Annotated in this window: 12 protein-coding genes; 3 read left to right on the top strand and 9 right to left on the bottom strand. The window is 73.8% G+C overall.

The window, feature by feature from the left end; genetic code table 11:
* Positions 1-204 precede the first annotated feature (204 nt).
* The 5 genes from ACIBEA_RS17780 to miaA form a co-directional block, all read right to left on the bottom strand.
* On the bottom strand, positions 205-1,650 hold the full coding sequence (locus ACIBEA_RS17780) for a M1 family metallopeptidase (RefSeq protein WP_399261833.1): 1,446 nt from the start codon (positions 1,648-1,650) through the stop codon (positions 205-207).
* A 155-nt stretch (positions 1,651-1,805) separates the two neighbouring features.
* Entirely contained in the window at positions 1,806-3,929 is a 2,124-nt protein-coding gene (locus ACIBEA_RS17785) for a RelA/SpoT family protein (protein ID WP_399261835.1), read from the bottom strand.
* A gap of 140 nt (positions 3,930-4,069) precedes the next feature.
* Positions 4,070-4,951 carry a diaminopimelate epimerase gene (dapF, locus tag ACIBEA_RS17790; protein WP_399261837.1) on the bottom strand — a complete coding sequence of 294 codons (882 nt, stop codon included), beginning with the start codon at positions 4,949-4,951 and terminating at the stop codon, positions 4,070-4,072.
* Between the two features lie 34 nt (positions 4,952-4,985).
* Positions 4,986-5,519: a hypothetical protein gene (locus ACIBEA_RS17795; protein WP_399261956.1), complete on the bottom strand. Its 534-nt coding sequence runs from the start codon at positions 5,517-5,519 to the stop codon at positions 4,986-4,988.
* Between the two features lie 132 nt (positions 5,520-5,651).
* Positions 5,652-6,590 (bottom strand): tRNA (adenosine(37)-N6)-dimethylallyltransferase MiaA, encoded by a 939-nt coding sequence (gene miaA, locus ACIBEA_RS17800; protein WP_399261839.1) that lies wholly within the window; start codon positions 6,588-6,590, stop codon positions 5,652-5,654.
* Between the two features lie 164 nt (positions 6,591-6,754).
* Here miaA and ACIBEA_RS17805 point away from each other — a divergent pair, with 164 nt between their 5' ends.
* The gene (locus ACIBEA_RS17805; RefSeq protein ID WP_399261841.1) at positions 6,755-6,961 is read left to right on the top strand and encodes a gliding motility protein; all 207 of its coding nucleotides are present in this window, start codon (positions 6,755-6,757) and stop codon (positions 6,959-6,961) included.
* 26 nt (positions 6,962-6,987) lie between these two features.
* A complete protein-coding gene (locus ACIBEA_RS17810; RefSeq protein WP_385786416.1) occupies positions 6,988-7,233 on the top strand; it encodes an antitoxin in 246 nt (81 codons plus the stop codon).
* 141 nt (positions 7,234-7,374) lie between these two features.
* On the opposite strand, the gene ACIBEA_RS17815 is transcribed toward ACIBEA_RS17810, so the two are convergent.
* Both ACIBEA_RS17815 and miaB read right to left on the bottom strand, forming a co-directional pair.
* Positions 7,375-8,103, bottom strand: coding sequence for a class III extradiol dioxygenase subunit B-like domain-containing protein (locus ACIBEA_RS17815; RefSeq protein ID WP_399261843.1), 729 nt, complete (start codon positions 8,101-8,103; stop codon positions 7,375-7,377).
* Between the two features lie 249 nt (positions 8,104-8,352).
* A complete protein-coding gene (miaB, locus tag ACIBEA_RS17820; RefSeq protein ID WP_399261845.1) occupies positions 8,353-9,882 on the bottom strand; it encodes a tRNA (N6-isopentenyl adenosine(37)-C2)-methylthiotransferase MiaB in 1,530 nt (509 codons plus the stop codon).
* Between the two features lie 63 nt (positions 9,883-9,945).
* Between miaB and ACIBEA_RS17825 the strand changes: the two genes are divergently transcribed.
* Positions 9,946-10,941: a TAXI family TRAP transporter solute-binding subunit gene (locus ACIBEA_RS17825; RefSeq protein WP_399261846.1), complete on the top strand. Its 996-nt coding sequence runs from the start codon at positions 9,946-9,948 to the stop codon at positions 10,939-10,941.
* A gap of 84 nt (positions 10,942-11,025) precedes the next feature.
* Here the strand turns inward: ACIBEA_RS17825 and ACIBEA_RS17830 are convergent, their stop codons facing one another.
* Together ACIBEA_RS17830 and ACIBEA_RS17835 are read right to left on the bottom strand one after the other, a co-directional pair.
* Positions 11,026-11,958 (bottom strand): ROK family protein, encoded by a 933-nt coding sequence (locus tag ACIBEA_RS17830; RefSeq protein ID WP_399261958.1) that lies wholly within the window; start codon positions 11,956-11,958, stop codon positions 11,026-11,028.
* Between the two features lie 95 nt (positions 11,959-12,053).
* Complete coding sequence (locus ACIBEA_RS17835) at positions 12,054-13,091, bottom strand: LacI family DNA-binding transcriptional regulator (protein ID WP_399261848.1); 1,038 nt, start codon at positions 13,089-13,091, stop codon at positions 12,054-12,056.
* Between the last annotated feature and the right edge of the window lie 8 nt (positions 13,092-13,099).

Below are 13,099 nucleotides of genomic sequence, written 5' to 3' on the forward strand. Positions count from 1 at the left end.
TTCGGATGGTTCTTGCGCCGGTGTCCGGCCCGTGGGTGCGGGCAGGGCTCCCGACCGTACGTACAACGTGTCACACGGGCGGGAGATTCCCTACGGAGCCCCGGACCGGCGGCCGCGTCGGCAATCCCCGTCCCGTCGATGGTGACATGCCCGTTCCCCGACCGTCACACCCTTTTCGGGCCGCTCGCCCGCTCCCGCGCGCCGTCAGGTGGTCTTCGGCGCGCTCCACTCCGGGTGCCCCGGCATCGGCGGGGTGGTCCTGCCGTACAGCCAGGGCTGGAGGAAGGCGGTGAGGTCCTCGCCCGCCACCTGCGACGCCAGCCGGACGAAGTCGTCCGTACCGACGATCTGGTCGGCGTGCCCGCTCACCCAGCGGCGCTCCAGGTCCTCGAAGGCCGGCGTGCCGATCTTCTGGCGCAGTGCGTAGAGGATCAGGGCCGCGCCGTCGTAGACCACCGGCCGGAAGAGGCCGATCTTCTCGCCCGGCGCCGCCGCCTTGGGCTCGGCCGGCGGGCCGCCCGCGGCCCGCCACTGGTCGGAGCGCTGGTACGCCTCGCGCATCCGGCGTTCCAGGGAGTACGTGCCGAGCCCGTCGGCGTACAGGGCCTCGTACCAGGTGGCGTGTCCTTCGTTGAGCCACAGGTCGGACCAGGTGCGCGGGGTGACGCTGTCCCCGAACCACTGGTGGGCCAGCTCGTGGACCATGATCGAGTCGACGTACCACTCGGGGTAGCCGGGGTCGGTGAAGATCCCGCGTTCGAAGAGCGAGAGGGTCTGGGTCTCCAACTCGAAACCGGTGCTGGCGTGCGCGATCAGCACCCCGTACGTCTCGAAGGGGTAGCGGCCGACCCGCTTCTCCATCCACTCCATCTGGGCCGGGGTCTTCTTCAGCCAGGGTTCCAGCAGCTTCTTGTCCGCGGTCGGCACCACGTCGCGCAGCTCCAGGCCGTGCGGCCCCTCGCGACGGAGCACGGCGGAGGCCCCGAGGGAGACCTGGGCCAGCTCGGTCGCCATGGGGTGCACGGTGCGGTAGGTCCAGGTGGTCGCGCCGGCGGCGGCGCGGTCGGTCGTGAGGACCGGGAGCCCGTTGGCGACGGCGGTCGTGCCGTGCGGAGCGGTGATCCGGAAGGTGAAGAGCGCCTTGTCGGAAGGGTGGTCGTTGCAGGGGAAGACCCGGTGGGCGGCGTCCGCCTGGTTGGCCATCGCCAGGCCGTCCGCGGTCCGGACCCAGCCGCCGTCCCCGCCGCCGCGCGGGTCGCTGGTGTGGTGGATGGTGATGCGCAGCGGTTCGTCGGCCGCGAGCGGGCGCTCGGGGGTCAGTACGAGGTCCTCCCCCGCGGTGGCGAAGGGCGCGGGCCTGCCGTTGATCTCGGCGGAGCGGACCGTGCCGCGGGCGAAGTCGAGGTTGACCCGGTCCAGCTTCGTGAGGGTGCGGGCCTTGATGACGGTGACCGCGTCGAGCGGGGTGCGGTTGTCCTTGAAGGTGAAGGAGAGGTCGTACGAGTCGACGTCGTAACCGGGGTTGCCGAGCTCCGGGAAGAGCCGGTCACCGATGCCCAGTGCCTGCGGCGGGGGCAGGACGGCGGCGACGAGCGTGAGGGAGGCCGCGCCGAGCAGGGCGGCGCGCAGGCGGGGGGAGGTGAGGCGCATCCCCACCCCATACCAGCGCCCGCCGCCCGCTCCCGTGCGACGCGGCGCACGGCACGGACGGCCCCACCCGAAGGGGTGGCTCCGGCTCCCCGACCGACGGCCCCCTCGCCGGTCCCCCTGCCGCCCTCCTCGCCGGCGCACCGCCCGCGGCTCCGCTACACGCGGCTCACGTCGTAGACCCCCGGCACGTCCCGCATGGCCCGCATCAGCCCCGGCAGCCCGGTCGCGTCGCGCAGGTGCAGGGTGTAGGTGTGCCGGACGCGCTGTTCGATGGGGGCCTCGACGGTGGCCGAGATGACTTCGACGCCCTCGTGGGCGATGGCCTCGGTCAGGTCGGCCAGCAGGTGGGGCCGCCCGAACGATTCGGCGAGCAGCGTCACCCGGCAGTCGGCGGTGGCCCGCCAGTGCACGGCGACCGAGGTCCGACCGACGGAGCGCATCTGTTCGACGGCCGGGCAGGCGATCCGGTGCACCGTGACGGCCCCGCCCCGGACGACGAAGCCGGCGACCGAGTCGGGCGGCACCGGCGTGCAGCACCCCGCGAGCCGGACGGGCGCGTCCGGCAGGTCGGCGACGGCGTTGCGCCCGCCGGGCCGCAGGCTGACCATCGGCAGCGGCGCCCGGGGCGGGGCGGTGGGCGGTTTGACGGCGGCGGGATGGGACTGGAGCCAGGTGCTGATGGCGATCCGGGCGGCCGGGGTACGGGCGTGGTCGAGCCAGTCGGCGGCGGGCCCGGAGGAGGCGTCGTGCGCGAGCAGCAGCTGCACGGTGTCCGCGTCGGCCAGCCGGGTGGCCAGCGAGGTGAGGCGCCCGTTCACCCGGGCGCCGATACAGCCGTGCGCGGCCTCGCCGTACTGGGCGTAGGCCGCGTCGATACAGGTGGCCCCGGCCGGCAGGCTGATGGTGCCGTCGGCGCCCCCGCCGTCGGCCCGGAAGACGGTGATCTCGCGGTCCTGGGCCAGCTCGGCGCGCAGCGAGCTCCAGAAGGTGTCGGGGTCGGGTGCGGACTGCTGCCAGTCGAGCAGTCGGGAGAGCCAGCCGGGTCGGGTGGGGTCGACGCGCTCCTCGTCGCGGTCGCCCTCGGCCGCGGCGCCCGGGGCCCCCGGGAGGACCGGCGCGCCCGCGGCCGAACCCTCCCCGAAGATGTACGGATTGCCGAGGGCGACGACTCCGGCCTCGGCGACCCGGTGCATCTGGTGGGTGCGGACGATGACCTCGGCGACGTTGCCCCCGGAGGTGGCGATGGCGGTGTGCAGGGACTGGTAGAGGTTGAACTTGGGTACCGCGATGAAGTCCTTGAACTCGGAGACGACCGGGGTGAAGCAGGTGTGCAACTCCCCCAGCACGCCGTAGCAGTCGGCGTTCTCGGCGACGAGGACGAGGAGGCGGCCGAAGTCGGAGCCGCGCGGTTCGCCGCGGGTGAGGGAGATCCGGTGGACGGAGACGAAGTGCCGGGGGCGGATGTGCACCTCGGCCTGGATACCGGATTCGCGCAGGACCGCCCGGACGGAGTCGGCGATGCCGGGGAGCGGGTCGCGCTCGCCCGCGTGGGCGGCGATGAGGGCGCGCGTGCGCTCGTACTCCTCGGGGTGCAGGATCGCGAAGACGAGGTCTTCCAGCTCGGTCTTGAGGGCCTGTACGCCGAGCCGCTCGGCCAGCGGGATGAGCACGTCCCGGGTGACCTTGGCGATGCGGGCCTGTTTCTCCGGGCGCATCACGCCGAGGGTGCGCATGTTGTGCAGCCGGTCGGCGAGCTTGATGGACATCACGCGGACGTCGTTGCCGGTGGCGACGAGCATCTTGCGGAAGGTCTCCGGTTCGGCCGCGGCGCCGTAGTCGATCCGCTCGACCTTGGTGACGCCGTCGACGATGAAGCAGACCTCGTCGCCGAACTCCTGGCGGACCTGATCGAGGGTCACCTCGGTGTCCTCGACGGTGTCGTGGAGGAGCGAGGCCGTCAAGGTCGTGGTCTCGGCGCCGAGTTCGGCCAGGATCAGGGTGACGGCGAGGGGGTGGGTGATGTAGGGCTCACCGCTCTTGCGCATCTGGCCGCGGTGCGAGGTCTCGGCCAGTACGTAGGCGCGGCGCAGCAGGGAGAGGTCCGCGTCCGGGTGGTGGGCGCGGTGGGCTTCGGCGACGTGACCGATGGCGTCGGGGAGCCGGTCCCGGGACGTCGGCCCGAGCAGGGCCGCGCGTCCCAGTCGGAGCAGATCGAGCCGCGTCCGGCCACGTCTGCGGAACTCGGGTCGTGCGTCGGGGTTCGTGGCCTCTGCACTCATGGGCACCTCCGGCGGCTTCGACCGGCGGTGGTGGGCATGGGGTGAGCCCTCAGGGCCGGTGCCTGATGCTACCGACCCCACCACGTGGCGCAGTCCAGCTCTCGCACAGCGTGAAATGGATCACCCATTAGAGGGAACCTCTAGCCGAAAGCCGTTTCGGTGAGCCAGGCCGGATCGAACTCGCCCGCGGCCACGATGACGGCGGGTCCGGTCATGTCCACCGCGCCGTCGGGGTGTTCGGTGATGAGCAGGGTGCCGCCGGGCAGGTCGACCGTGTACGTGACCGGCTCGCCGGTGACGGTCGGGTCGGCCCCGTCGCGGCGGGCGGTGGCCACGGCGACCGCGCACGCACCGGTGCCGCAGGAGCGGGTCTCGCCGGAGCCGCGCTCGTGGACGCGCATGGCGACGTGCCGGGGGCCGCGGTCGACGACGAACTCGACGTTGACACCCGTCGGGTAGGCGGACGCCGGGCCGAAGCCGGGGGCGGCGAACAGGCTCCCGGCGTCGTCGAGGGAATCAACGAAGGCGACGGCGTGCGGGTTCCCCATGTTCACGTTGCGCGCGGGCCAGCTCTTCGGGCCGACCGTGACGGTGACCTCGCCCTCGGGGAGCGCCGCGCGGCCCATCGAGACGGTGACGGCGCCGTCCTTGTGGAGGTGGACGTGCTTGACGCCGCCGCGGGTGGCGACGGCGAGGTCGCCCGCCTCGACATGGCCGGCGTGCTGGAGGTAGCGGGCGAAGACGCGGACGCCGTTGCCGCACATCTCGGCGATGGAGCCGTCGCCGTTGCGGTAGTCCATGAACCACTCGGCCTCGTCGGCCATCGACCGCGCCTCGGGGTGCGCGGCGGAGCGCACCACGTGGAGCACTCCGTCGCCGCCGATCCCGGCCCGGCGGTCGCAGAGCCGGGCCACGGCCGTGGCGGGCAGGTCGATGGCGTTGTCCGGGTCCGGGACGATCACGAAGTCGTTCTCGGTCCCGTGGCCCTTGAGGAACGCCAGCGGCGCGGTGGAGGTGGTCACGTCCACATCGTACAAACCCGCGCCGCCCAGGGCGTCAGCGGAGCCGGGCCACGCGCAGGACGGCCAGCGCCACCAGGCCGAGGACGACCAGCGCGTAGAGGGCGGCGATGCGCCAGTCCGGGCGGCGGCCGGAGCCGCGGGCCGGTAGCCCCGGCCAGGTGTAGCCGACGCGGCGGGCGGCCATCATGCCCCAGCCCCCGGCGCAGGAGCTGATGAGCAGGCCGAGCATGGCGACGACGGCGCCGCCGTCGCCGAACTCGAAGGCGAGGGGGAAGGCGAACATCAGGGACCCGGCGGCGGCCAGCATCACGATGGGCGCGATCTGCCAGATCCGCAGGCGGCGCTGCGGGCGTAGTTCGACCTCGAACTCGGGAGCCTGGGCGGCCGCGGCGTCGGCGGCGTCCAGGCCGCCGTCCAGCCCGGCCAGGCCCGCCAGCGCGTCGGGTCCGTCCGGACCGTCGGGAGTCAGCCGGACCGGTTCGGCGGGCAGGCCGAGTCCGTCAGGAAGGACCGGATCCGTTTCCTGCCGGTCGCGCTCCCGCCCGGTGTCTCGAGGGCCGGCCTCCATCGCCACGCGCCCTCCCCACTCGGACTTCGTACGTTGTCGATCACCGCCGGTGTCGACACCGGCCGGAGTTTGATGATGGCACGGCCCCGGCCTCCGAACAGGCGCCCGGAGCGTCCCGATGCCATCACGTGATCAGGCTGTGACCGCCCGTTCGACCAACGACTGCGCGAGTCCGGGGAGTTCCGCCCGGTCCAGGGCGGCCCCGCTGAGCCAGTGGACCCGTGGGTCCCGGCGGAACCAGGAGTCCTGGCGGCGGGCGAACCGCTTCGTGGCGCGGACCGTTTCGGCCTTGGCCTCCGCTTCGGTGCAGCGGCCCGCCAGCGCGTCGAGCACCTGCTGGTAGCCGAGCGCCCGGGAGGCGGTGATCCCCTCGCGCAGCCCCTGGGCCTCCAGTGCCCGCACCTCCTCGACCAGGCCGTCCTCCCACATCCGGTCCACGCGCAGGGTGATCCGCTCGTCCAGCTCGGGCCGGGCCACGTCCACCCCGATCTGCACGGTGTCGTAGACGGACTCGTGGCCGGGCAGGTTCGCCGTGTACGGGCGCCCGGTGATCTCGATGACCTCCAGTGCCCGGACGATCCGCCGGCCGTTGCTCGGCAGGATCGCGAGGGCGGCGGCCGGGTCGGCGGCGGCGAGGCGGGCGTGCAGGGCGCCCGGGCCCCGCAGGGTGGCCTCTTCCTCCAGCCGGGCCCGGACCTGCGGGTCGGTCCCGGGGAACTCCATCGCGTCGAGGGCGCCGCGGACGTACAGCCCGGAACCGCCGACGAGGACGGGGGTGCGGCCTTCGGCGAGCAGCCGGTCGATCTCGATGCGTGCGAGGCGCTGGTACTCGGCCACGCTGGCCGTTTCCGTCACGTCCCAGACGTCCAGGAGCCGGTGGACGACTCCGCCGCGCTCCTCGGTCGTCAGTTTGGCGGTCCCGATGTCCATCCCACGGTAGAGCTGCATGGAGTCGGCGTTGACGACTTCTCCGTCGTACCGACGGGCCAGGGCGACGCCCAGATCGGACTTTCCGGCTGCCGTGGGGCCGACGACGGCGATGACCCGCGGTGCGGGGGCTGGGCTCTTCACCGTCCCAGTCTCGCAAACCCCGAGGCATGTACCCGATCGAGTTACGTGACGGGCCGGGTACGGGGTCGTTGCCCTGGCGAGGTTCCGGCCCGGCGCACGACCGGCGGTGGCCGGTCCGGCCAAGGCGGAACTTCACCCGCACGAGTAACGTTATGGGAGTAGATATGGGCGTTTTTGATCGGTTTCGCCGGAAGGCCGCGGAGCCTACCGAGGAGGTCGTCGAGTCGGCCGCCGCGGAGGAAGCCGAGGTGACCGACGAGGCCCCCAAGGCCGAGACGGAGACCGCCGCGCCGGAGGGCGTGGAGATCCCCAAGCAGCAGTGCGCGGAGGAAGCCGCGGACAGCGAGGCCGGTGAGGGCGCCCGTACGTAGGAGCTACTGCCACTGGAAGGTGTCCCATGGGCCTGCTGGACAATTTGAAGGCCAAGCTCGCGCCGGCCAAGGACAAGCTGGGTGACCTCGCGCAACAGCACGAGGGAAAGATCGGCGACGGCCTGGACAAGGTCGCCAAGGTCGTGGACTCCAAGACCAAGGGCAAGTACAGCGACCAGATCACCTCGGGCGCCGGCAAGGCGAAGGACGCCCTGGGCAAGGTCGCGCACAAGGACAGCCCCGGCGGGCCGACACCGCCGGCGTCTGCTTGACGTGATCCCGGAAGGGGCGCGGGGGCTTCCCCCGCGCCCCTTCTTCGCGTTTTACGTGCCGGGCGCGGGGTGATGTCCGTCAGGTCGGGGCGCGCGCGACCCGTTCGGCCCAGCGCACGACGACGACTCCTGGCGCGCGGGCTAGGACCAGGCGGCGACGAAGTAGCCGACGCCGTAGGGGGCGTCCTCGTACAGCAGGCGGCCTTCGAGGCCCGCGCCCTCGGCGGCGCCGGCGAGCACCTGCCAGGGGGCGCGGCCGGCCGCCTTCAGCTCGGCGGCGAGATCCGCGTCGAGGGCGGCCAGTGCGGGCAGGTCGGCGGCGGCGAGGGCCTTGGCGGCGCCTTCGTCGAAGGCCGCGGCGCGCTCGTCCAGGTAGCCGGGGGCCTTGAGGGTGCGGCAGGCGCTGCCGTCGCCCATGACGAGCAGGGCGACCCGCTCGGCGCGGGTGGCGAGCTCGCGGCCCGTTTCCAGGCAGCGGGCGGTGGTCAGCGGCTCTTCGACGCCCAGGCCCTCCACCGGGGCTCCGGACCAGGCCGTGTGGCCGAGCAACCAGGCGGCGACGGCGAGGGACGTGGGGAGCGGGGGCCCGGACAGGGGGTCGGTCCCCGGGTCGGTCGGGGGCTCGCCCAGCCGTACCTCGACGTCGACGCCGAAGCCGTGGAATCCGCCGCGGGTGCCCTGCGGGTACGGGCCCCCCTCGCCGGGGTCGGCGGACCCGACCACGACCAGGAGGTCGGGGCGGGCGGCGGCGAGCACCGCGAGGGCGTCGGAGCAGGCGGTGCGGGCGTCGGCGAGTTCACCGGCGGCTCCGGCGGCCACCGGGGGCACGAGGAGGGGCGGGGCGGGGCAGACGGCTGCGGCTACGAGCATGCCGGCCAGCCTAGTCGCCGGGGGTGGCGGGGGGCGTGCCCGGAGCCCGGTCCTGGGGGTGGGTCAGGCCGGGCAGAGGTGGCCCTGGTGCCTCCGGCGGCGCCTCAAACGCCGGCGGGGCTGGATCTGGCCCGCCGGGGCCTCCGGGGCGGCGCGGGTGACGCTCCGCTCGTTGGCCTCCGGCGGCGCCTCAAACGCCGGCGGGGCTGGATCAGGCCCCCCCGGGGGGGGGGCTGGATCTGGCCCGGGTCAGGGGGTGGGGACCGCGCAGGCTGAGGCGACGGTGGGGAGCGGGGCCGGGACGCCGAGGGTGGGGATGCCCAGCATGACTCCGGCGGGCTGGGGCGGAGCGGCGTTCCGCTTCTCCCACGCGTCGCCGGCGCGGGTCCGCCGTACCGTTCCCGCCGGGCCCTCGGCCAGCAGGTGGTGCGGAGCGGCGTAGGTGATGTCCACCGTCACCACGTCACCCGGGCGGACCTCCGCGTCCGGCTTGGTGAAGTGGACCAGGCGGTTGTCGGGGGCGCGCCCGGACAGCCGTTGCGTGGCGCCGTCCTTGCGGCCCTCGCCCTCGGCGACCATGACCTCCAGGGTCCGGCCGACCTGCTTCTTGTTCTCCTCCCAGGAGATCTCCTCCTGGAGTGCCACGAGCCGCATGTAGCGCTCCTGGACGACCTCCTTGGGGATCTGCCCCTCCATGTCGGCCGCCGGGGTACCGGGCCGCTTGGAGTACTGGAAGGTGAAGGCGTTCGCGAAGCGGGCCTCGCGCACGGCGTGCATCGTCTGCTGGAAGTCCTCCTCGGTCTCGCCGGGGAAGCCCACGATGATGTCCGTGGAGATGGCCGCGTGCGGGATCGCGGCGCGCACCTTGTCGATGATGCCGAGGAAGCGGTCCTGCCGGTACGAGCGGCGCATCGCCTTGAGGATGCCGTCCGAACCGGACTGCATCGGCATGTGCAGCTGCGGCATCACGTTCGGGGTCTCGGCCATCGCCGCGATCACGTCGTCGGTGAAGTCTCGCGGGTGCGGCGAGGTGAAGCGGACCCGCTCCAGGCCCTCGATCAGGCCGCAGGCGCGCAGCAGCTTCGAGAACGCCTCGCGGTCGCCCATGCCGGAGCCGTAGGCGTTGACGTTCTGGCCGAGCAGCGTGATCTCGGAGACGCCCTCGGCGACCAGGGCCTCGATCTCGGCGAGGATGTCGCCGGGACGGCGGTCCTCCTCCTTGCCGCGCAGCGCCGGGACGATGCAGAAGGTGCAGGTGTTGTTGCAGCCGACGGAGATCGACACCCAGGCCGCGTACGCGGACTCGCGCCGGGTCGGCAGCGTCGAGGGGAACGCCTCCAGCGATTCGGCGATCTCGACCTGCGCCTCCTCCTGGATCCGGGCGCGCTCCAGCAGCACCGGCAGCTTGCCGATGTTGTGCGTGCCGAACACCACGTCGACCCAGGGGGCCCGCTGGACGATGGTGTCGCGGTCCTTCTGGGCGAGGCAGCCGCCGACGGCGATCTGCATGCCGGGGCGCTTGGTCTTCATGGGCGCGAGGCGGCCGAGGTTGCCGTACAGCTTGTTGTCGGCGTTCTCACGGACGGCGCAGGTGTTGAAGACCACGACGTCCGCGTCACCGTCGCAGCCCTCGGGTGCGCGGACGTAGCCCGCGCCCTCCAGCAGGCCCGAGAGCCGCTCGGAGTCGTGCACGTTCATCTGGCACCCGTACGTGCGCACCTCGTACGTGCCCTTGGCTTCCATGACGTCCACTGCTCCACCCGGCTCCACGCTGCTCATGTGACAAGGGTAGGCGGTCGGCGCGCCGTGACAGGACGCCGGTCGGCTGGCAGGATCGCGGCCATGCCCCTCGCACCGGACCAGATCGGCAGGCGCCGCGCCGTGCGGGGCCTGGTGGCCGTGCTGGCCGTCCTCGGGGTGCTGCTCTGGTGGCTGTGGCCCTTCGGGAAGGCGGAGCTGCGGGGGACCCTGGTCTTCAGCACGGGCGTGCGCACCGGGGTCTACCAGCGCTACGGGGAGCTGCTCCAGCAGGCGCTGGCGACCGACGTGCCGGGGGTCGACGTACGCCTGGTGACCAGCGAGGGGTCCCAGCAGAACCTGGAGCGGGTGGCGGCCGGCCAGGCGGACTTCACCGTGGCGACGGCGGACGCGGTGGCCAAGTACAAGCGCGACGGGAAGCCGGGGGCGGAGCACCTGCGCGGGGTCGCGCGGCTCTACGACGACTACGTGCAGCTGGTGGTCCCGGCGGTCTCCAAGATCCAGTCGACGAAGGACCTGCGGGGCAAGCGGGTCGCGGTCGGCCAGCCCGGTTCCGGGGTCCGGCTGATCTCCGATCGGATGCTGGCGGCGGCCAAGCTGGATCCGGCACGGGACCTCACGGCCGTGCCCATCGGCATCGACACGATGCCCGCGGAGCTGGAGGCCGGGCGCATCGACGCGTTCTTCTGGTCGGGCGGGCTGCCGACCAGTGCCGTGCGGGGGCTTTCGGAGCGCTACGAGATCCGGCTGGTGCCGCTCGGAGACCTGGTGCCGGAGCTGCAGAAGGGCGGCAGCCCGACGCACTACTACCGGGCGGCGGTCATGCCGCAGGACGCCTACGCGCGGGCCCGCAACACCTCGGCGGTGGCGACCCTGGCGGTGCCGAACCTGCTGGTCACCACGGACCGGACGGCGCCGGAGCTGACCGAGCAGTTCACCCGGACCGTGATCCTCAGCCGGGACCGGATCGGCCACGAGGTGCACGCGGCGCAGCTCGTGGACCTGCGCACGGCGATCTACACGGAACCGCTGGAGCTGCACGAGGGCGCCCGCCGGTACTACCGGTCGGTCAAGCCGTAGCGGGCTGAAGCGGAACCACCGCCGGGGCCGATGCCGCCTCCGGCGGGCCCGCAGAAGCCGGGCGGGCTGATCGGCCCCCTCGGGTCAGCCGCGGGCGGTCGGCAGGAGCATGGTCGCCGAGGCCGCCGCGCCGATGAGGCCCGCGTGGGTGCCCAGGGTGGCCGGGACGACCTGGAGGCCCTGGACGAAGGACAGGGTCGCGTACGAGGCCAGGTGGGCGCGGATCGGGCCGAAGAGGGTGTCCCCGGCGGCCGCGACACCGCCCCCGATGACCACGATGTCCGTCTCGACCAGGGTCGCGGTGGCCGCGATGGCGGCGGCCAGGGCGCGGCCCGCGCGGTCGAAGGCGGCCAGGGCGACGGGGTCGCCCGCCACAGCGGCCGCGGCGACGCCCGCGGCCGTGCGGTCGCCCCCCGGGGCCGGGGTCCAGCCCTGTTCCAGGGCCCGGCGCGCGATGGCGGTGCCGGAGGCGAGGGACTCCACGCAGCCGCGGCCGCCGCAGGCGCACGGTTCGCCGTCGAAGGCGACGCTGATGTGGCCGATGTGACCGGCGTTGCCGGTGGGACCGGGGTGGAGCTGGTTGTTCAGGATCAGTCCGCCGCCGACGCCCGTGGACACGACCATGCACAGGGCGTTCGCGTGCCCGCGGGCGGCGCCCAGCCAGTGTTCGGCCGCCGTCATGGCCACGCCGTCGCCGGCGAGGACGGTCGGCAGGTCGGCCCCGTGCCGGGCCAGCTCGGCGACCACCCGGTCCAGGACCGGGAACCCCCGCCACGCGCCGATGTTCACCGGGCTGACGGTGCCCCGCGAGGTGTCCACCGGTCCCGCGCTGCCGATCCCGCACCGCACCGCCGAGGACCACAGCGGGGAGGCGGCGAGCTCGGCGACCACCTCGGCCACCGCCGCCATCACGGCCTCGCCATCGGCCGCGCCCGGGGTGGGCCGCCGGGTGGTCGCGGTCATCGTGCCGTCGGCGTGCACCAGCGCGCCGGCGATCTTCGTCCCGCCGATATCGATGGCGACGGTCGGCCCGGCGGCCTGGGCGGCCGCGAGGCGGGGCGCGGGGAAGGCGGACGTGGGAGTGGTCACGGGAGGCTCCTGGGGTTCGTACGTCAGTATGGCGCCGTCGGCGGGGCCGTACTCTCGCGGGGCTCCAACCTGGGCTGTTCCCCCTGGCGGGCGCGCGGCGGCCCGCCCGCGAGGACGGCGAGGAGTTCCTCGGCGGCGAGCCGGCCGAATCCCGCGGTGTCCCGCACCAGGGCGGTCAGCCGGGGGTGGGTGACCCGGCACAGCGCCGAGTCGTCCCAGGCGACCACCGAGAGCCGCCCGGGGACGGCGATCCCGGCCTCGGCCGCGACGGCGAGCCCGGCGACCGCCATCACGTCGTTGTCGTAGACGAGGGCGGTCGGCGGGAGCGGTCCGCGCAGCACCCGCCGGGTGGCCTCGGCGCCCTGCGCGTCGGAGTAGTCGGTGGTGATCGAGGAGACCTCGGCCGCGGTGAGCCCGCGCCGGTCGGCCTCGGCCCGCAGCGAGGCGATCCGCCGGGCGGTGTGGGCGAGACCGGGCAGTCCGGCGACGTGCGTGATCCGGCGGTGGCCGAGGGCGTGCAGGTGGTCGAGGATCCGGGCCATGGCCCCCGCGTCGTCGGCCCACACCGAGGAGAGCACCGCGGGCCCCGGGCCGCCCGGCGCGCCGACCGTGACCGCGGGCAGGCCCAGCCCGTCGAGGAGCCGGGGGCGCGGGTCGTCCGTCCGCGGGTCGACGACGAGCACTCCGTCCACGCGCCGCTCGGCCCACCAACGGCGGTAGAGGGCGCATTCGGCGTCGAGGTCGTCGACCACCTGGAAGAGCAGGGCGGTGCGCTGGGCCGCCAGGACCTCCTGTATCCCGGCCACCAGCTGGAGGAAGAACGATTCGACGCCGAGGGTGTGCGCGGGGCGGGCGAGGACCAGGCCGACGGCGCCGGAACGCTCGCCGGACAGGGCGCGGGCCGCGATGTTGGGCTGCCAGCCCAGCTCCTCGGCAACGCGCCGGATCCTGGCGCGGGTGTCCTGGGAGACCCCCGGACGGTCGTTGAGCGCGAAGGACACGGCGCTTTCGGAGACTCCGGCCTGGCGGGCGATGTCCTTGATGGTGGGTCTGCGGGCCATGGCCTGCC

Source organism: Streptomyces sp. NPDC051555, from assembly GCF_044454405.1.
GTDB lineage: Bacteria > Actinomycetota > Actinomycetes > Streptomycetales > Streptomycetaceae > Streptomyces.

Coding starts and splice junctions, on each gene's coding strand:
- ACIBEA_RS17780 (WP_399261833.1), bottom strand. CDS start 1,650: ATGCGCCTCACCTCCCCCCGCCTGCGCGCCGCCCTGCTCGGCGCGGCC.
- ACIBEA_RS17785 (WP_399261835.1), bottom strand. CDS start 3,929: ATGAGTGCAGAGGCCACGAACCCCGACGCACGACCCGAGTTCCGCAGA.
- ACIBEA_RS17795 (WP_399261956.1), bottom strand. CDS start 5,519: ATGGAGGCCGGCCCTCGAGACACCGGGCGGGAGCGCGACCGGCAGGAA.
- ACIBEA_RS17805 (WP_399261841.1), top strand. CDS start 6,755: ATGGGCGTTTTTGATCGGTTTCGCCGGAAGGCCGCGGAGCCTACCGAG.
- ACIBEA_RS17810 (WP_385786416.1), top strand. CDS start 6,988: ATGGGCCTGCTGGACAATTTGAAGGCCAAGCTCGCGCCGGCCAAGGAC.
- ACIBEA_RS17815 (WP_399261843.1), bottom strand. CDS start 8,103: ATGCTCGTAGCCGCAGCCGTCTGCCCCGCCCCGCCCCTCCTCGTGCCC.
- miaB (WP_399261845.1), bottom strand. CDS start 9,882: ATGAGCAGCGTGGAGCCGGGTGGAGCAGTGGACGTCATGGAAGCCAAG.
- ACIBEA_RS17825 (WP_399261846.1), top strand. CDS start 9,946: ATGCCCCTCGCACCGGACCAGATCGGCAGGCGCCGCGCCGTGCGGGGC.
- ACIBEA_RS17835 (WP_399261848.1), bottom strand. CDS start 13,091: ATGGCCCGCAGACCCACCATCAAGGACATCGCCCGCCAGGCCGGAGTC.